The sequence below is a fragment of the Paenibacillus sp. NPDC093718 genome (assembly GCF_050279985.1).
Taxonomy (GTDB): Bacteria; Bacillota; Bacilli; order Paenibacillales; family Paenibacillaceae; genus Paenibacillus_AQ.
Genome location: NZ_JBNNUS010000001.1, coordinates 356772 through 375444, shown reverse-complemented (window position 1 = coordinate 375444; position 18673 = coordinate 356772). Strand labels below are relative to the sequence as shown.

At 49.3% G+C, this 18673-nt stretch carries 18 protein-coding genes; all 18 read left to right on the top strand.

All coding sequences use genetic code 11. The features are described 5' to 3' along the window. Positions 1 to 40 precede the first annotated feature (40 nt). Positions 41 to 1072, top strand: coding sequence for a helix-turn-helix domain-containing protein (locus ACQKPA_RS01815; RefSeq protein WP_427488902.1), 1032 nt, complete (start codon positions 41 to 43; stop codon positions 1070 to 1072). Between the two features lie 77 nt (positions 1073 to 1149). Then, positions 1150 to 1323 (top strand): DUF4175 domain-containing protein, encoded by a 174-nt coding sequence (locus tag ACQKPA_RS01810; protein ID WP_146746999.1) that lies wholly within the window; start codon positions 1150 to 1152, stop codon positions 1321 to 1323. 149 nt (positions 1324 to 1472) lie between these two features. Further along, complete coding sequence (locus ACQKPA_RS01805) at positions 1473 to 1964, top strand: YajQ family cyclic di-GMP-binding protein (RefSeq protein ID WP_071220147.1); 492 nt, start codon at positions 1473 to 1475, stop codon at positions 1962 to 1964. 259 nt (positions 1965 to 2223) lie between these two features. Further along, positions 2224 to 2811 (top strand): CDP-diacylglycerol--glycerol-3-phosphate 3-phosphatidyltransferase, encoded by a 588-nt coding sequence (pgsA, locus tag ACQKPA_RS01800; protein ID WP_113058685.1) that lies wholly within the window; start codon positions 2224 to 2226, stop codon positions 2809 to 2811. A 103-nt stretch (positions 2812 to 2914) separates the two neighbouring features. Then, positions 2915 to 4177, top strand: coding sequence for a competence/damage-inducible protein A (locus tag ACQKPA_RS01795; protein WP_427488899.1), 1263 nt, complete (start codon positions 2915 to 2917; stop codon positions 4175 to 4177). A gap of 287 nt (positions 4178 to 4464) precedes the next feature. Then, positions 4465 to 5526: a recombinase RecA gene (gene recA, locus ACQKPA_RS01790; protein WP_071220150.1), complete on the top strand. Its 1062-nt coding sequence runs from the start codon at positions 4465 to 4467 to the stop codon at positions 5524 to 5526. Between the two features lie 142 nt (positions 5527 to 5668). Beyond that, on the top strand, positions 5669 to 6406 hold the full coding sequence (locus ACQKPA_RS01785) for a regulatory protein RecX (RefSeq protein ID WP_427488897.1): 738 nt from the start codon (positions 5669 to 5671) through the stop codon (positions 6404 to 6406). 359 nt (positions 6407 to 6765) lie between these two features. After that, positions 6766 to 8307, top strand: coding sequence for a ribonuclease Y (gene rny / locus ACQKPA_RS01780; RefSeq protein ID WP_071220152.1), 1542 nt, complete (start codon positions 6766 to 6768; stop codon positions 8305 to 8307). Between the two features lie 126 nt (positions 8308 to 8433). Further along, a complete protein-coding gene (locus ACQKPA_RS01775; RefSeq protein WP_113058861.1) occupies positions 8434 to 9237 on the top strand; it encodes a TIGR00282 family metallophosphoesterase in 804 nt (267 codons plus the stop codon). 129 nt (positions 9238 to 9366) lie between these two features. Next, the gene (locus tag ACQKPA_RS01770; protein ID WP_006211249.1) at positions 9367 to 9627 is read left to right on the top strand and encodes a stage V sporulation protein S; all 261 of its coding nucleotides are present in this window, start codon (positions 9367 to 9369) and stop codon (positions 9625 to 9627) included. A 91-nt stretch (positions 9628 to 9718) separates the two neighbouring features. Further along, a complete protein-coding gene (locus ACQKPA_RS01765; protein ID WP_427488894.1) occupies positions 9719 to 10675 on the top strand; it encodes a dipeptidase in 957 nt (318 codons plus the stop codon). Between the two features lie 178 nt (positions 10676 to 10853). After that, complete coding sequence (pduL, locus tag ACQKPA_RS01760; RefSeq protein WP_427488892.1) at positions 10854 to 11426, top strand: phosphate propanoyltransferase; 573 nt, start codon at positions 10854 to 10856, stop codon at positions 11424 to 11426. A 536-nt stretch (positions 11427 to 11962) separates the two neighbouring features. Next, positions 11963 to 13522 carry a tRNA (N6-isopentenyl adenosine(37)-C2)-methylthiotransferase MiaB gene (miaB, locus tag ACQKPA_RS01755; protein ID WP_427488890.1) on the top strand — a complete coding sequence of 520 codons (1560 nt, stop codon included), beginning with the start codon at positions 11963 to 11965 and terminating at the stop codon, positions 13520 to 13522. A gap of 103 nt (positions 13523 to 13625) precedes the next feature. Then, complete coding sequence (locus tag ACQKPA_RS01750; RefSeq protein WP_071220156.1) at positions 13626 to 14075, top strand: RicAFT regulatory complex protein RicA family protein; 450 nt, start codon at positions 13626 to 13628, stop codon at positions 14073 to 14075. Positions 14076 to 14238: 163 nt separating this feature from the next. Continuing rightward, positions 14239 to 15024, top strand: a complete 786-nt coding sequence (locus ACQKPA_RS01745; protein ID WP_071220157.1) for an NUDIX hydrolase — start codon at positions 14239 to 14241, stop codon at positions 15022 to 15024. A 63-nt stretch (positions 15025 to 15087) separates the two neighbouring features. Continuing rightward, positions 15088 to 15645 carry a cysteine hydrolase family protein gene (locus ACQKPA_RS01740; RefSeq protein ID WP_427488887.1) on the top strand — a complete coding sequence of 186 codons (558 nt, stop codon included), beginning with the start codon at positions 15088 to 15090 and terminating at the stop codon, positions 15643 to 15645. 57 nt (positions 15646 to 15702) lie between these two features. After that, positions 15703 to 17157, top strand: a complete 1455-nt coding sequence (locus ACQKPA_RS01735; protein ID WP_427490225.1) for a nicotinate phosphoribosyltransferase — start codon at positions 15703 to 15705, stop codon at positions 17155 to 17157. A 493-nt stretch (positions 17158 to 17650) separates the two neighbouring features. After that, the gene (locus ACQKPA_RS01730) at positions 17651 to 18652 is read left to right on the top strand and encodes an NADPH:quinone oxidoreductase family protein (protein WP_427488885.1); all 1002 of its coding nucleotides are present in this window, start codon (positions 17651 to 17653) and stop codon (positions 18650 to 18652) included. Positions 18653 to 18673 lie beyond the last annotated feature (21 nt).

Below are 18673 nucleotides of genomic sequence, written 5' to 3'. Positions count from 1 at the left end.
TTGACTTTGACCACGAATTTCTAAAGTAGGAGGTGATGGCATGTCCGAACTGGGACAGCAATTAAGGGAGGCGCGTCTACAAAAAGGGATGAGCCTTGATGATGTGCAGGAAATGACAAAAATACGCAAGCGATACTTGGAAGCCATCGAGGCAGGGGATTACAAAGTACTTCCCGGCAGTTTTTACGTGCGGGCATTCATCAAAACCTATGCGGAAGCGGTGGGGATTGACCCGGACGAACTGCTTGAAGGCCATAAACAGGATGTGCCTAAATCCGAACCGGAAGCGACGATGGAACCGGTTATTCAAAAACGTGCCGCCAGACCTTCAGCCGAACGGAACATGAAATGGCTGCCTACATTACTGATGTGGACATTCCCGATTCTGATCGTTGTTGTCATTTATTTGGTGGCAATCAATTCGAATGAGCCTAAGGATGAACCTCCGGTAAGCAATAATGATCAGACACAGACGGATCAAGCGCAAAAGCCGGAAGACCCGGGCAATACGGATCCCGCCACGCCAGGTGACGGCGCGCAGGGCGGGGACAACGCCACGGATGATACCGGTAATGGTAACGAAGGTACAGACGGTGAAGGAACAGACGCAACAGACGGAACAGATGGCACGGACATCGATGAACCAGGAAATACAACGCCTGGAGAAACTACGGTGACGCAGGACCGGACGGAAGGCAAGAACACCGTATTTAAGGTAACAGGCTCGTCTGTGAAGGTTGAGATTGTGGCAACGAGCGACGGAAAGAGCTGGGTAGAAGTGTATCGTGGCTACAATACCTCCGGGGAGAAGCTGGCTTTCCAAATGCTTGAGAATGGTGATTCTCTCAGCTTTGACCTGGATAGCCAGGGACTTTACGTGAAATCAGGGAATTCCGCTGCAACCACCATTACGGTTGGCGGCCAGCCCGTAACGGATGGAAAATCAACGTCGCGTATCTTGCTGGAGCCGGCCGATGGTTCCGCAAGCACGATGGACAACACGGGTACTACGGATGCCACAGGTACTACCACAGATACCACAGGTACATCGGATGCCACAGATATCGAATAATTGCCTGTCCTCCAGGCCATCATAACAGCATGCAGCTGCATGCTGTTATTTCACTTCCTGGAAGAGGTGATGCTTTCGTGACGGTCAACTGGATTATATTCGGATTAGGCGTTATCGTCAGCCTCTTGGGCTACTATTTGATTCCAAGTGATTGGGGATATGGCATACTAGGCTTTGGACTGGCACATATTTTACTCGGTATACTGAGCATGTTCCGCCGTCCGGTGCATGATGAGAAAGCTAGCAGTTGACGGAGCAGGCTTCGTTTTCGCCGGATGTTGGCGATAAGCGGAGTCTTTTTCGTTCACATTTATCCTGCTGATCTCGTACAGGATTAGACTTGGCTCATGGTTTTACCTATAATAGAAGCATTATCGCCAAATGAAAGGAAGGATTCACCATGGCTTCAGAAAACTCATTTGATATCGTATCCAAAATGGATATGCAGGAACTTAGCAATGCGGTTAATCAGGCGGAGCGGGAGATCGAGAACCGTTTTGACTTCAAGGGCAGCAAGAGCAGCTTGAAGCTGGACAAGGACGCACTGGTCATTGCATCCGATGACGAGTACAAACTCAACGCCGTTATTGATATTTTGCAAACCAAGATGGTGAAACGGGGCTTGTCGCTGAAAAATGTGGAGTACGGCAAGATCGAGCCGGCTTCCATGGGTACCGTTCGCCAGCGTCTGACCTTAAAGCAAGGAATCGATCAGGAAAATTCGAAAAAGATCAACATATTGATCCGTGATTCCAAGCTGAAGGTCAAGAGTCAGATTCAAGGTGACCAAATTCGGGTAACCGGAAAAAGCAAAGATGATCTTCAGCAGATCATGCAGCTGCTTCGCAAAGCGGATCTTTCTCTGGACCTGCAATTCACGAATTTTAAATAAACGCCGCCACAGGCTCATATGGGATTGGATGGACATGTTTGTTTCTTTTGACAGGGCGTCGACGGAAATATTATACTAAAAAACGATATATAAGGATTAACGTATACATAGATTACTGGGGGATGAATATGACAGACAGCGCTTCACGCTTCGAACCCTTTAGGCTCTTGGGAAGAGCGACCCTATTGAAGTACAGATGGATAACAGTCGCGGGGTCTGCGAAAATTTCAAGACAACCCGTTGCAAGGGAGGTTGCCCCATGAATTTACCCAATCGTATCACGTTGGCCCGCATTTGCTTGATCCCTGTCATGATGATTTTTCTGCTGGTGGATTTTGATTTTTATCCGGCTCCTATTGTGTGGAATGATTTTGTCCTTCCCTACAACCAATTGATTGCAGCATTGATATTCATACTTGCAGCAAGTACGGATGGGATTGACGGGTATTTGGCCCGGAAAAACAATATGGTGACGAACCTGGGTAAACTTCTGGATCCGCTCGCGGACAAACTGCTGGTGGCAGCCATCCTCATATCGCTTGTGGAGATGGGCAAATGCGAATCCTGGATTGCTGTAGTCATCATCAGCAGAGAATTCGCGGTTACAGGCTTGAGACAAATTGCACTCCTGGAAGGTTCCGTCGTTGCAGCAGGTCAATCGGGGAAAATCAAGACGGTGATTCAGATTGTGGCGATTGTTGCGCTTCTGATCAATAATTTCCCGTTTGTATTCTTGGGAATTCCGTTTGATGTCATTGCAATCTGGGCTGCCGCGATGATTACGATCTATTCGGGAATCGAATATTTTGTCCAGAACAGGCACCTTCTCAAAGGTACCGGGGCATAACGGCAATAGGAGCTATCCTATTGCTTTTTTCTTCCGCAGGGTAAGAACATAGTGAAAGCGAGTATTTGTGAAGAGATAGCAGACACAGGAGGATGGACGAATCATGAAAGCAGAAATCATTGCAGTTGGAACCGAACTTCTTCTTGGACAGATTGTGAATACCAATGCACAGTATTTGTCCAGGCAGCTTGCTTCAATGGGAATCGATGTATACTATCAAACCGTTGTCGGGGATAACATGGAGAGGCTCAAGGAGGCCTTGCGGCTGTCCAGCAGCAGAGCCGATATCGTTCTTCTGTCCGGTGGTCTGGGCCCCACACAGGATGACCTGACAAAGGATGCGCTCGCATCTTTTCTAAATCGTTCATTGCATATTGATCGGATGGCTATGGATCGGATTGAACGCTTCTTCCATGAACGGGGATCCGTAATGACCGAGAACAATCGGCGCCAGGCCCTGGCCATCGAGGGAGGGACTCCGCTTCCGAACGAAACAGGCCTTGCCGTCGGGAATGCGGTATCCAATGAAGGGACTCATTACATTGTGTTGCCGGGACCGCCGAAAGAGCTGATACCGATGTTTGAGCAGGAGGCCAAGCCTTGGCTTCTGCAGCATGTGCTTACGGGAGAGCTTCCCATCTATTCGAAGATGCTCAAATTCGCAGGCATTGGGGAGTCCGCGCTTGATAAGCGCCTGGAGGACCTGATTACGGCCCAGACCGATCCGACGATTGCGTTGTATGCCAAGGAGGGGGAGGTCACCGTCCGAATCTCCACGAAGGCAGCCAGCGAGGCTGAGGCCATGGTTCGGCTGAATGAACTGGAAGCCCGGATCCAGGAGAGAGGCCCGGAATTTATGTATGCTAATGAGGATGTGCCCATTGAGAAGGTCATCGTGGATATGATGGCGGATCATAGCTGGACGCTGAGCGCTGCGGAGAGCTGCACGGGAGGTCTTGTTGCGGAGACGCTGACCTCTATCCCCGGGAGCGCATCCATGTTCCTTGGGGGTATCATTTGTTATACCAACCAGATCAAGGAGAAGCTTGTGCATATCCCGCATGCGCTGCTTGAGGGGGATGATGCGCCGGGAGCCGTCAGTGCGGAGGTTGCCGAAGCGCTTGCGGATCATGTCCGGATGGTAACCGACAGCGACTTTGGTTTATCGGTAACGGGCGTGGCAGGTCCAGGGTATGCTGAACGCAAGCCTATAGGTCTTGTTTACGTCGGATTGTCTCAACGGGGAAAAGAAACGGAAGTGCACGAGCTGCACCTTCAGGGTAACCGAGAAACGATCCGGCTCCGAGCTACGAAGGCCCTGCTCTACCGGCTTTGGCAGCGTCTTGTTGCCTCCAAACAGGCTTAGGGTTGCAGAACAGGGATATCCGCTGTTCGAAAAAAGTAAATAATTTACACCTTGCTTGGCAGCTCTTCTTGAATTAACGAACCGTTCCAAGTATAATGGGAAATACGGAAGAACCGTGGCATATCGTATGATGTTGCCACGGTTCTTGTTGTTTATACATAAGGCATGGAGCATATACGGGAAGGGGTGCTGAATAAAAAAAACGAATGTATGTTCGAAAAAAAGCTTGGCAAACGTGTCAAAACAAGGTATGATATGACTATCAACAGTGAAGGGTTGTGGAACAATTGTCAGATCGTCGTGCTGCGCTGGAAATGGCGCTTCGTCAGATAGAGAAACAGTTCGGAAAAGGTTCCATTATGAAACTGGGTGAATCCACCCACATGCAAGTAGAGATTGTGCCGAGCGGATCGTTGGCATTGGATATAGCTTTAGGAACCGGCGGCTTGCCTAGAGGCCGGATTATTGAAGTGTATGGACCGGAATCCTCCGGTAAAACAACAGTAGCCCTCCATGCGATTGCAGAAGTTCAGAAGGCTGGTGGACAGGCTGCATTTATCGATGCCGAGCATGCTCTGGATCCATCGTATGCAAGCAAACTGGGCGTTAATATTGATGAATTGCTGCTCTCCCAACCGGACACGGGTGAGCAGGCGCTGGAAATTGCGGAAGCTCTGGTACGCAGTGGTGCAGTTGATATCATCGTTATTGACTCGGTTGCTGCACTGGTACCAAAAGCTGAAATTGAAGGCGACATGGGTGACTCCCACGTGGGTCTGCAAGCTCGTCTGATGTCCCAGGCTCTTCGTAAATTGTCGGGTGCTATTAATAAATCGAAAACAATTGCCATCTTTATCAACCAGCTTCGTGAGAAGGTTGGTGTTATGTTTGGTAACCCTGAGACGACTCCAGGTGGTCGTGCTCTGAAGTTCTACTCGACGGTTCGTTTGGACGTGCGTCGAATTGAGAGCATCAAGATGGGGAACGATGTGGTGGGTAACCGCACACGGATTAAGGTTGTTAAGAACAAGGTAGCGCCACCTTTCAAACAGGCTGAGCTTGATATTATGTACGGTGAAGGCATCTCTAGAGAGGGAAGCCTGATCGATATCGGAACGGAACTCGATATCGTGGATAAGAGCGGCGCATGGTATTCTTATTCAGGTGACCGTCTTGGCCAAGGACGTGAGAATGCGAAGCAATTCTTGAAAGAGAATCCGGAGATCGCTAGTGTTATCGAGAACAAAATTCGTGAAGCGAGCAATCTGACCACGGCTGTTCCTGAGCCTTCCGAGAAGGATAAGGAACAAGAGGAAATAGAAGAGCAAGAGTTGTTTAAAGTAGAGTAGTACATTGCTGGTTATCGATTACAGTTTTGAGGACCGTCCGGTGTTTGTAACGCCAGACGGTCTTCTTTGCATTTATTCAGACTTCCAGATGCAGTCTTGATTATTTTACTCAGAAATGATGCGGTAGTGAGAGGAGCGACACATGGAAGAAGAGAATAAGGAAATGTCGGAGCAGGGAGAAGCATCAGGTATAGGACATTTTCCGGACCATGAGGATTTGGTTGTAACGTCAGTTGAAATGCTGAAAAAGCCCAAACACCGATACCAAATCGCGTTTGGTCCGTACCTCATGACCGTTCATGAAGATGTGATGCTGAAATACCGGATGTTCAAGGGGAATGTTTTTCGCAAGGAAGAGCTTGAAGAAATTATCGTGGCCGATGAACGACAGAGGGCTTATGTCGATGCGCTGAATCATCTGGCCAGGAAACCCAGAACAGCCAAGGAGATCACCCAGCGTCTGCAGCAAAAAGGTTTCGAGCCGAGTTGCATAGAGACGACGCTGGAGCGATTGGAGAAGGACAAGCTGATTGATGACGCGTTATACGCCAAGATGTGGACAGAGCAGCGAATGACAAGCCATAAGAAGGGGCGGCTGTGGGTCAAACAGGAGCTGAGACAAAAGGGAATCGGCACGGAGCTGATCACCGAGGCTTTGGGCGAGATCAGTGCAGATGCCGAATTGGAGAGCGCGCTTGCCGTAGGACGGAAAAAATGGCAGCAAACCCATGGAGAGATGCTGGATCGCAAACGTAAAACGGGAGCATATTTAATGCGTAGGGGCTTCGGCGGGGATCAGGTGCGTCAGGTGCTCAAGCGTCTGGTTGACGAGGATCAGGAAAAGAGCGAGTGGGACGACGAGCTGGAAGATTTCGAATAAAGGGCAGTTTGGGTACTTTTTCGTGAAAGAAATGGTTTCATTGGATGAAACTGACGTTTACCCATTGCTTTCCCTTGACAATATCTTTTTATAAATACTAAAATAAATATGAATCTTTTTATCATAAATTAGAATCCTTTTTCCTTCCAAAAAAGTGACTACTTTGTGAAAGATTCTTTAATCGCCAATTCATAGTGAAATGTATTCCGCTGGCTAAGGCGGGATTTGCGTACGTGATACGGCGTGCGCAGTATGGACGGCAGCTTCCACTGCCGGAAAATTTTATGTATGAATGAGTAACCTGACAATTGAACATTTCCCAAGGAATGCCTTGGAGGAACCAACGAGGAGGTGATCAGATGGATTCCATTTGGTGGATCATAATCGTTCTCGTTGTAGCCGCTATATTCTTTGGGTTCGGTTATTTTATTCGCAAATCCCTTGCAGAAGCTAAAATTTCCAGTGCCGAGCATGCCGCTTTGCAGATCGTAGAAAGTGCGAAGAAGGAAGCAGAAGCATTGAAGAAAGAAACGGTTCTCGAAGCTAAAGACGAAGTTCATAAAATCAGAGCCGAAGCTGAAAAAGACACTCGTGAGCGCCGGAATGAAATTCAACGGCAGGAGCGCAGATTGTTGCAAAAGGAAGAGTCGCTGGATAAAAAAATAGAATCTTTGGAACGTAAAGAAGAACAAGTGGCGAACAAAGAGAAACGAATAGAAGAGACACAGCAGCAAATCGATGCCATTTACAAGAAACAAACGACGGAACTGGAGCGCATCTCCAACCTGACGATGGAGGATGCCCGCAGCATTATTCTCAGTAATGTTGAGCAGGAAGTTCGTCATGAAACCGCTCAGATGATTAAAGAAATCGAGCAGCAGGCGAAGGAAGAGGCAGATAAGAAATCACGCGAGATCATCACGCTGGCTATTCAGCGCTGTGCGGCTGATCACGTCGCGGAGACCACGGTATCTGTTGTCACTTTGCCGAATGAAGAAATGAAGGGCCGGATTATCGGTCGTGAAGGCCGGAATATTCGTGCGCTTGAAACCCTTACAGGGATTGACCTTATTATCGATGATACTCCGGAAGCTGTTATTCTCTCCGGTTTTGATCCGATTCGCCGTGAAATTGCCCGTACAGCTTTGGAAAAGCTCGTGGCGGACGGACGGATTCATCCGGCTCGTATCGAAGAAATGGTGGAGAAATCCCGCAAGGAAGTGGACGAACGCATTCGCGAATACGGAGAACAAGCCACTTTCGAGGTTGGCGTTCACGGTTTGCATCCAGATTTGATCAAAATTTTGGGTCGACTGAAATTCCGTACAAGCTATGGACAAAATGTGTTGAAACACTCCATGGAAGTGGCCTATTTGACTGGCCTGATGGCCGGCGAACTGGGCGAAGACATCGTGCTTGCGAAACGGGCAGGACTGTTGCATGACATCGGTAAAGCGCTGGATCATGAAGTGGAAGGATCGCACGTTGAAATCGGCGTGGAGCTGGCGAAGAAGTATAAGGAACATCCGGTGGTTATCAACAGCATTGCCTCTCATCACGGTGATTGTGAAGCAACTTCGGTTATTGCCATGCTGGTTGGTGCAGCTGACGCATTGTCTGCTGCAAGACCGGGAGCACGCAGAGAGACGCTTGAGACGTATATCCGTCGTCTTGAGAAGCTCGAAGAAATTTCCGAATCCTTTGAAGGCGTTGAGAAATCCTACGCCATTCAAGCGGGACGTGAAGTTCGCGTCATGGTACAGCCTGAGAAAATCGACGATGCCGAGGCATTCCGCTTGGCACGTGACATTACCAAGACAATTGAGAATGAACTGGATTATCCGGGTCATATCAAAGTCACCGTCATCCGGGAAACCCGAGCGGTGGATTACGCGAAATAGAGTTTGGACCTTAAAAAGTGGCCGCAATCCGGCCACTTTTTATCTTTCAAGTCCGAAAATACAGTTTCGGACATTTATGAATCGGGAACGGTCCTGCCGGGAATCAGGACAAGCATCCCTGAAGGAGTGATTGACATCAAAGTATTATTCATCGGAGACATTGTCGGCAGTACAGGGCGTAAAGCTTTGAAGGCTTCTCTTCCGGAGCTGAAGTCCAAATATAATCCGCACATCATTATTGCCAATGGGGAGAATGCTGCTTCAGGACGCGGCATTACCTCGGCCATCGCTAATGAATTTTTCAATTGGGGCATTCATGGCATCACCTTGGGTAACCACACGTGGGATAACAAGGACATTTTTGAGTTTATCGATGATGAACCGCGCATGATTCGTCCGGCAAATTTTCCGCCCGGCACACCGGGACGTGGATACACAATCATCAAAGCGAACGGCAAACAGCTGGCGATCGTGAATTTACAAGGACGAACCTTCCTGCCAGCCATCGATTGCCCGTTTCGCGCAGCCGATGACATTGTGGATGAGCTTCGCCAGAAGACGAAGTGCATTCTGGTGGACTTCCATGCTGAGGCGACGTCGGAGAAGATTGCCATGGGATGGCATCTGGAAGGCCGCGCCTCGATGGTGGTCGGAACGCACACCCACGTACAAAGCAATGACGATACCATACTGCCGGGAGGGACAGCTTATATTACGGATACCGGCATGGTAGGCTCCAAGGAAGGCATCCTCGGCATGCAGCGCGATGCGGTGATGTATAAGTTCAAGACTCAGCTTCCTGCCCGCTTCCAGGTCGACGAAGGCAAATGGCAGTTCCATGCCGTATGCGTGGATATGGATGAGGACACGGGAAGAGCCCGGAAGATACAGAAAATCCGCATGTACGAAGACGAATGGCGGATGGATTAAAAAAGACGGAATCCGTTTAATTAAATTAGGAACGGATGGTAAAAAGCAGGAATTTTTTCCCCTCTCACGAATAACATCTAGTAAGCGGAAGCAAACCATCACTCAACATTCCCAGGGGAGGTACTTACCATGGAAGTATTAAAAGTTTCAGCAAAATCCAATCCTAATTCAGTTGCAGGGGCGCTCGCTGGAGTTCTTAGGGAGCGGGGCGGAGCGGAACTGCAAGCGATTGGGGCGGGAGCACTGAACCAGGCCATTAAAGCGGTAGCGATTGCCCGGGGATTTGTAGCACCGAGCGGGGTGGATTTGATTTGCATCCCTGCTTTTACGGATATTGTGATTGATGGCGAAGACCGGACGGCAATTAAATTGATCGTAGAACCTAGATAAATTTCGAATGTTGAGGTATTAGCCTGTTTACTCTACTTGGTGTAAACAGGCTTTTTGCTGTGACAAGATTAGAAGGGAGATGAGCGGCGCGATGCGGACGGTTGATTTTCACTGTGATGTTTTGAGCAAAATGTGGGAAGATCCCAAAGCCTCTTTTGTGGACGACCCGCATTTGGATGTAACGCTGCGGCGTATGGAGGAGGGCGATCTGACCCTTCAGGTGTTCGCTGTTTTTTTATCAGAGAAATGGGGGAGACCATCCTTTGAACGGGTGCTGGCACAACTCGATACATATCGCAGCCGCATCGTTAAACCGGGACACCTTAAGCCCCTGCTTTGGCGGGAGCAACTTCAAGAGATCAGACAAGGGCAGCATGGACGGTTTGGCGTTCTGTCCTTGGAAGGCGTTGACGGGCTGGAGGGAAATTTGTATTACGTCCAGCTCTTGTTTGAGATAGGCGTGCGTTTGATGGGGGTTACCTGGAATTATGCGAACTGGGCTGCTGATGGAGCAATGGAGCAGCGAAATGGGGGATTCACGGAACGGGGACGGCAACTGGTAGAGTTATGCCATTCGACGGGCATCATTCTGGATGTGTCTCATTTGTCCCAAGCTGGCTTCTGGGAGCTCGCGGAGCTGACCAAGGGGCCCATCATCGCCTCGCATTCCAATGCGTACTCCGTCTGCCAGCATCCCCGGAATTTGAATGATGAGCAGATACGGGCATTAATCGCGCTAAACGGAATGATCGGAATCACGTTTGTGCCCTGGTTTATCCGCAGCGGAGTAGATTGCGTGCAGCCGGAGGACGTATTGCCGCATATCGAGAAGATTTGTGAACTGGGCGGTGAAAAGCACATCATGTTTGGTTCGGACTTCGACGGGATTGATCAATGGGTCGCCGGGCTTGAGCATCCGGGCCGGTACCCGGAATTCCAGGAGCTGCTGCTTAAACATTATCCTGAATCGATGGTAAAGGGCTGGATGTCGGAGTATGCCATCCATTTTCTTGAGCAGAATTTACCTTCATTGTCAGCCCAAGCATAGTAACCTTTCGGATAACGACCATGATTCGAGGATAACTTTGACAATCCTGTTGCAGATTGCTTGTGAAACGGAAGAAGGCCGCCTGAATCACCCGGGTTGCCTTTTTATTTTTGGGTAATAGAGAGTATAATAGGTGATGGCATGTACAGCATATAGAGAAAAACAAGGAGTGAGACAGATGAGTAAAACTGTACCTGTGGGTGTATCCGCCCGCCATATTCATTTAACCCAAGAGCATATTGAGGCATTGTTCGGCCCTGGATATCAGCTGACAGAGTTCAAACCATTGTCCCAGCCAGGACAATTCGCAGCCAACGAAACGGTAGCGGTCATTGGAACGAAGGGACAATTCGATAAAGTAAGAATTTTGGGACCTGCACGTCCTGCAACCCAGCTGGAGATTTCCCGCACGGATTCCTTCGCCATCGGTGTGAAAGCACCTGTACGCGAATCCGGAAACATCGCCGGAACCCCGGGAATCACGATTAAAGGTCCGGCTGGTGAAGTAACGGTGGATGAAGGTGTCATCGTAGCCGCTCGTCATATTCACTTCCATACATCCGATGCGGATCAATGGGGTATTAAAGACAAGGACCTGCTGAAGGTACGCTTAGGCGGCGAACGCGGTCTTGTCCTGGAGAACGTCATTGCCCGCGTATCCGACAATTTTGCGCTCGACATGCACATCGATACCGATGAAGCTAACGCTGCTGGCGCCAAAACCGGAGACACTGCTGAAATTATTGATTAATCTATAGCTTCAGTGAAACCTTCATGAACATACTGTATGTGTCACGCATGTGTGCTGTTAAGCGTTCTAAGCGTTAGAGCTGGAAGAGCCTGAGTCGATTCATTTCGATTTCAGGCTCTTTTTTGAAATTTACCAAGGGTTCCTATGTTTCGGAAAGCCATGTTGAAGGAGAGAGCATCGGTTAAGGTTTGACCTCAATAACGCCCGAGGTGGTAGCTTAGGCAATAAGATCATGATATAATTTAAAACAGTGCCTAATTAGAGGTAGTTCAAAAAGTCATCTTTTAATCACGAAGCAGCACATGAAGCTTAATCGACATCGAATATTGAATTCAGCCGGGCCTTCCGGTGCTCACGTAGGTTTTGCCTACGCTCCGCTCCTGACGTCCCTAGCTTCATCCAACTGAAGCGTTTTGAAAAAACGCACATCGGGAGCATAAGCTTCGGTGCTGAAAACCTGACTTTTTGAACACGTACTATTTAAGATATTTTGTCATGCAAACCAGAGATTTTGCGGATCTAAGGAGTGACCTAGCATGTCCAAAGAAAGTAAGGACTACTCCAAGTATTTTGATTTTTCAGGAGCCAAAGTTCTCTCGGAAGATGAACACGGGAAGAGAATTCGCATCAATGGCCGGGAAATCAACATCCTTTCGGAGCCTAATCATAGACAGGAAAAACAGCGCGGCAAGCAGAGTGTCGAAGTGTTGTACGATACCGAGCTGCCGGAAGCGTTTCGAACCATCGGGGCAGGCAAACATTATATCGTGTATACGTACGGATGCCAGATGAATGAGCATGATTCCGAGACGATTAAGGGATTGCTGGAGCAGATGGGCTACCGGGCAACCGAGGATCGGAAGCAGGCGGACATCATCTTGCTCAATACATGTGCCATTCGTGAAAACGCGGAGGACAAAGTGTTTGGCGAACTGGGCCATCTGAAGCATTTGAAGACGGAAAAGCCGGATATGCTGCTTGGCGTTTGCGGCTGCATGTCGCAGGAAGAATCGGTTGTTAATCGAATTCTTCAGAAGCACGGCTTCGTGGACTTGATTTTTGGTACACATAACGTACATCGATTGCCTCATCTTATTCAGGAAGCACTCTTCAGCAAGGAAATGGTGGTTGAAGTGTGGTCCAAAGAGGGCGACATTGTTGAGAATCTACCGAAAAAGAGAGAAGGTCTCCGCGGCTGGGTCAACATTATGTACGGCTGTGATAAATTCTGTACATACTGCATCGTCCCATATACCCGCGGCAAGGAACGCAGCCGGCGTCCGGAGGATGTCATCGCTGAGGTTCGTGAATTAGCCCGGCAAGGGTATAAGGAAATTACGCTGCTCGGTCAGAACGTGAACGCATATGGCAAAGACTTTGAAGATATCGAATACCGTTTCGGCGATCTGATGGATGATATTCACAAGATCGATATCCCGCGGGTTCGCTTCACCACATCCCATCCAAGGGATTTCGATGATCACCTGATTGAGGTGCTGGCGAAGGGTGGTAACCTGGTCGAGCATATTCACCTGCCGGTACAGTCGGGAAGCACGCAAGTGCTCAAAAAAATGAGTCGCAAATATACGCGTGAGACGTATTTGGAGCTGGCGCATAAGATTAAGAAGGCGATTCCCAATGTAGCATTCACCACCGACATCATTGTCGGATTCCCCGGTGAGACGGATGAGCAGTTTGAGGAGACGCTGTCCCTGGTACGGGAGGTCGGCTACGACTCCGCTTACACGTTCATTTATTCTCCTCGTGAAGGAACGCCAGCGGCGGTGATGGAGGATAATGTACCGATGGAGGTCAAGAGCGAGCGTCTTCAGCGCTTGAATGCCGCCATCAATGAGTACAGCCGCAAGAGCAACGACAGGCTGCTTGGATCTACGGTGGAGGTACTGGTAGAAGGAGTCAGCAAGAACAATGATTCCATGCTGTCGGGACGCACGCGCACGAACAAGCTGGTGCATTTCGAAGGCTCGACGGACCTCATTGGCAGCTTCGTAAATGTCCGGATTACGGACACGAAGACCTGGTATATCAAAGGGGATAGAATCCCGGACACGATTCCTGCCTCGGATGCGGTATAATAGAGGAGCAGGCAGCATTCAAATGCAGCATAGGGCCGCGAACAAAAAACCGGCCGGTGCTGCATATTCCCATATAGATGATGAAGAATTGGAGCGATGAACCTTGGCACATGATCATGTTCGTACGAACACATACGGTATGTCAACTTACAACACGCGTGAGTTGATTATACGTGACGATATTTTGGCAAAAGCCGGCGAGCTGGCGGAATTAATATCCACCAGTGAAGAAGTTCAGATGTTTAAGCAGGCCGAAGAGAAGATCCAGAACCACGAACGGGTTCAAAACCTGATTAAAACCATTAAGAAAAAGCAAAAGGAAATCGTGGCTTTTGAAACGTTCCAGAACAAGGATATGGTCGCCAAAATCGAACGGGAGATCGAAGAACTGCAAGAGGAGATTGACGGTATTCCGCTTGTGATGGAATTCCAGCAAAGTCAAAGCGACATTAATTATCTTCTTCAGCTGGTCGTATCCGTAATTCATGATACGGTTTCGGAAAAAGTGAATGTGGAAACAGGAAAAGATACGCCGCCAAGCAGCTGCGGATAGATGAAACGAGGTGCGGAATGGTTCCGCACCTTTTCTATTCTTGTTATATCATGCACAGAATGAGAATGAATAGGGCATAGTAAACTTATATAAAGAAATGGGGTCAGGAAATCCTTGACATCATTTTTAAATATGTCATAATGAAATTATCAAAATAATAGTTATGGTGATGGAAATGACGGATCGCGAACAGGCTCCAAAGAGCAGTGCCAAGAAATACAGAACACCGGATGGTGTGCCCGCTGATATCGTGATGTTTACCCTGACGAAGCGGGAACGGAAAACCTTCACCAAGACATTGCCCATACGTGAGCTTAAGGTGATGCTGATCAGGCGCAGATCATGGCCATGTGCAGGCATGTGGGCACTCCCCGGCGGATTTTGCCGTGAGAGTGAGTCTATTTACGATGCCGCCAAACGGGAGCTGAAAGAAGAGACCGGGGTGGACGGCGGCCATCTGGAGTACTTGGGCGTGTACAGCGCACCGGGACGGGATCCAAGGGGCTGGATTATCAGCCATGCATTCTACGCGCTGGTTGAAGAATGGATGCTGGAGCACCGCCAGGCTGCCGATGATGCGGAAGAGGTAGGTCTGTTTACGGTCGCGGAAGCTTTGGAAGAGCTGGAGCTTGCTTTTGACCACAGAGATATCATCATGGATGCGTACCGCAAGATTCAGCAGCAAATGCTGCAGACGACGATTGCACGGCAGTTTTTACCGGAGCATTTTACACTGAGCGAGTTATATCAGGTCATCCAGACGGTTGTACCCGAGTTCAACGAGCCTAATTTTATCCGTAAAATCACGTCGACCCGCAGCAGGCAGGGGATACTGGAAGAAGCGCGGGATGAGAACGGCAAGCCGCTAAACTCCAATCAATATTCCCAGCGGCCGGCCCAATTGTATCGTTTTACGGATCATGCACCATTGCTATCGATTTATACGTAGGATGGGACTCACAAGCTGTTATTTTATCGATCACATTAATCATGTCGTAGAGGAGTGTGTCAGATGAAAGCCTTGATCGTGATAGATTTCACGAATGATTTCGTGGATGGCAATCTGCCGGTAGGCGAACCTGCCATTGACATTCAGGACACCATCGCTGAGCTGACCAAGTTGTACAGCGATCGTGGTGATTTTGTTGTAATGGCCGTTGACCTGCATGAGAGCAATGACACTTATCATCCCGAAACCAAGCTGTTCCCTCCGCATAACATTCGGGGAACCCGGGGTCGGGAATTATACGGTGAACTTCAGCGGGTGTATGAAGAACGAAAGGACGCCATCTATTGGATGGACAAAACGAGATACAGCGCATTTTGCGGTACCGATCTGAACCAGAAGCTGAGGGAACGCGGGATTACCGAAGTCGATCTCATCGGAGTTTGCACTGACATCTGCGTGCTGCATACCGCCGTGGATGCTTATAATTACGGATATCGGATTACCATTTATGAAGATGCCGTCGCGAGTTTTAATCCGGAAGGACACAAGTGGGCTTTAAGTCACTTTCAAGGCAGTCTCGGGGCATCGGTAGTGCGAAGTAAGGAACTTCTTAATCAATAGACAGCTTGAACCACCCGGAAGCCTAGATGAACCGGGTAACAGTGGAGGATGATCGTGATGCTGACAGCAGGATTAGCACTACACACGGACAAATACCAGATTAACATGATGTACGCACACTGGATTAATGGCTCTCATCGTACGCGTGCGGTGTTTGAGGCGTATTTCCGTAAACTGCCATTCGGAAACGGATATGCCGTTTTTGCCGGTCTTGAGCGGATTGTACATTATATTGAGTCCTTGCGTTTCTCGGATGAGGATATCGCGTATTTGGCCAAACAGGAAGAGAAGTATAAACCTGAATTTCTGGAAGAGCTTCGCCGATTCCGTTTTCAAGGGAATATTCATTCCATGAAGGAGGGCGCCCTGGTATTCCCGAATGAGCCGCTTATTCGAGTGGAAGGCACCATTTTCGAGACACAGCTGGTCGAAACGGCACTCTTGAACTTTATGAATTTTCAAACCTTAATCGCTACCAAAGCGTCCCGTATCCGACAGGTTGCCAGCGGCGATACCTTGCTGGAGTTTGGTACAAGACGTGCACAGGAAGCGGATGCGGCGGTCTGGGGTGCGCGTGCTGCGTATCTGGCCGGTTTCCATGCCACGTCGAATATGCTGGCTGGCGAGAAATTCGGAATCCCGACAAAAGGCACGCATGCGCATTCCTGGGTGCAGACTTTCCGGAGCGAGCAGGAAGCCTTTGATATATTTGCCGAGGTTATGCCGGATCAAGTGACGCTGCTGGTGGATACCTTTGATACGTTAAAGAGCGGGATTCCCCATGCCATTGTAACGGCGAAGAAGCTGGAGGCCCAAGGGAAACGGATGAATGCCATTCGTTTGGATAGCGGGGATTTGGCTTATCTGTCGATTCAGGCACGGAAGATGTTGGATGAGGCGGGTCTTCATTACGTCGGCATCGTGGCATCGAACGATCTGGATGAAGGCACCATTCTGGATCTCAAGGCACAGGGGGCCAAAGTGGATACTTGGGGCGTCGGTACCCAATTGATTACGGCAGCCGACCAGCCTGCGCTTGGAGGCGTTTATAAGCTGGTAGAGCGGGAGGTTGACGGCAAGATGGTGCCGACCATCAAAATCTCGGGCAACCCCGAAAAAGTATCTACTCCAGGCAAAAAAGAGGTTTACCGCATCATATCCAAGGGCAGCGGCAAAGCGATCGCCGATTACATCTGCTTCCCGGAAGAAGAGATGCCGCCGGAAAACGGGAAATTAAAGCTGTTTAATCCGCTGCATCCTTACATGCGCAAGAATGTAAAGAACTTTGAAGCGGTGTCCATGCTTGAACCGGTGTTTATGAATGGCGAACTGGTGTATGAGCTGCCGAAGCTCGAAGACATTCGCAGCTATCATGATGTTCAGCTGGATCAGTTCTGGCCGGAGTATCTGCGGAAGCTGAATCCGGAGATTTACCGCGTCAATCTGAGTGAAGAGGTTTGGGAAGTGAAACAGCGGATGATGGCCGAGTTCATGGAACAGCATGAAGATTAGGTTATAAAATACAGCAACGAAAAAGACGCTTTCCCAATCTTGCCGCTTGGCAGGAGAAGGAGCGTCTTTTTGTACTCGGCCTATAGGTCAAGTCGATCCACTATACTTCCGTTGACGTCACGCGCGGTGAGATGAACCTTGTCCTTGTTCTCTAGCATGTCGGGCTGGCGTTCGTAATACCACATGTACCAATCTTCACTGACATCAGGCCTCAGTTGTTGGTAGGGTATGGTATGTGCCGGCTGACCATTTACATGAATCTGAATGGCTTCTGTGCTCCTATACAGGCCAAACACGAGCGATGAATGTTTACTTGTCTCCGAGAATTTTTCCATGATAACATAATTTTGATTGTTCATGAACGAAGCTGGATCATTTCTCGGGAAAGCGCATAAGTCGCCATATTCCGAGAGCATGTATAAAGCTTCGACATATTCATGTTGCAGATCCAGATTGATATCCAGTACCTCAACTAACCAAAGGAGTGATCCGAGTGTACAACGAAACCGAATTTCAGGCCTACGTGCTGCGTCAAGATGAGCAAGGGGTTCGCGGCAGCGTGGAGAACTTGAGTTTGAAGCAGCTGCCCGAAGGTGACGTTATTGTGCGGGTGTTATACAGTGGGGTTAACTATAAAGACGGGCTGGCCAGCATACCGGAAGGAAAAATTGTCCGCCGGTACCCGTTCATTCCGGGCATTGATCTGGCAGGAACGGTCGTGCATTCCGCTCATGCTGATTACAAGAAAGGTGATTCCGTTCTTTGTACCGGTTATGAATTAGGCGTATCTCATGAAGGCGGGTTCAGCCAGTATGCACGGGTTAAGGGAGAATGGCTTGTCCCGCTGCCGCAGGGTTTATCCCCGCGTGATGCGATGGCCATCGGTACCGCGGGTTTTACGGCTGCATTATCGATAGAGGCCTTGATACGAAATGGACTGAGCCAGGAACAAGGGACCGTTCTAGTTACGGGGGCAACGGGGGGAGTGGGCAGCTTCGCAGTGTCCATCCTGAGCCAATTAGGATATCGCGTGACGGCATCCACAGGGAAATCCAGTCAGAGGGATTGGCTTTTACAACTGGGAGCCCATGAAGTGATATCAAGGGAGGAAGCCGCGGCCGCCTCCAAGGGGGCGATCTCTGCCGAGCGCTGGGCAGCGGTAGTAGATCCGGTCGGAGGAAACCAACTGGGTTCACTTCTGAAAAGCGTAAAATATGGCGGAAGCGTCGCTGTTTCCGGGATGACGGGCGGCGGTGCTTTTGATTCGACGGTGTTTCCATTTATCCTTAGAGGCATCAATCTCCTCGGAATCGATTCGGTATACTGCCCTATGGCCTACCGCCGATCGGTATGGTCGAAACTGGCGGATGAATGGAAGCCGGTATCCGTGCTTCAAGAGGGAATTACGGAATACGGACTAACCGATCTGCCTGTAGTGCTGAACACCATCCTGCAGGGCAAGGCGGTTGGAAGAAGCGTCATTGCTCTATATTAAATTGGTTTGATTTCGCATAAT

Coding starts and splice junctions, on each gene's coding strand:
- ACQKPA_RS01770 (WP_006211249.1), top strand. CDS start 9,367: ATGGAAGTATTAAAAGTTTCAGCAAAATCCAATCCTAATTCAGTTGCA.
- rny (WP_071220152.1), top strand. CDS start 6,766: ATGGATTCCATTTGGTGGATCATAATCGTTCTCGTTGTAGCCGCTATA.
- ACQKPA_RS01735 (WP_427490225.1), top strand. CDS start 15,703: ATGCTGACAGCAGGATTAGCACTACACACGGACAAATACCAGATTAAC.
- miaB (WP_427488890.1), top strand. CDS start 11,963: ATGTCCAAAGAAAGTAAGGACTACTCCAAGTATTTTGATTTTTCAGGA.
- pgsA (WP_113058685.1), top strand. CDS start 2,224: ATGAATTTACCCAATCGTATCACGTTGGCCCGCATTTGCTTGATCCCT.
- ACQKPA_RS01765 (WP_427488894.1), top strand. CDS start 9,719: ATGCGGACGGTTGATTTTCACTGTGATGTTTTGAGCAAAATGTGGGAA.
- ACQKPA_RS01785 (WP_427488897.1), top strand. CDS start 5,669: ATGGAAGAAGAGAATAAGGAAATGTCGGAGCAGGGAGAAGCATCAGGT.
- ACQKPA_RS01815 (WP_427488902.1), top strand. CDS start 41: ATGTCCGAACTGGGACAGCAATTAAGGGAGGCGCGTCTACAAAAAGGG.
- ACQKPA_RS01740 (WP_427488887.1), top strand. CDS start 15,088: ATGAAAGCCTTGATCGTGATAGATTTCACGAATGATTTCGTGGATGGC.
- pduL (WP_427488892.1), top strand. CDS start 10,854: ATGAGTAAAACTGTACCTGTGGGTGTATCCGCCCGCCATATTCATTTA.
- ACQKPA_RS01795 (WP_427488899.1), top strand. CDS start 2,915: ATGAAAGCAGAAATCATTGCAGTTGGAACCGAACTTCTTCTTGGACAG.
- ACQKPA_RS01745 (WP_071220157.1), top strand. CDS start 14,239: ATGGTGATGGAAATGACGGATCGCGAACAGGCTCCAAAGAGCAGTGCC.
- ACQKPA_RS01805 (WP_071220147.1), top strand. CDS start 1,473: ATGGCTTCAGAAAACTCATTTGATATCGTATCCAAAATGGATATGCAG.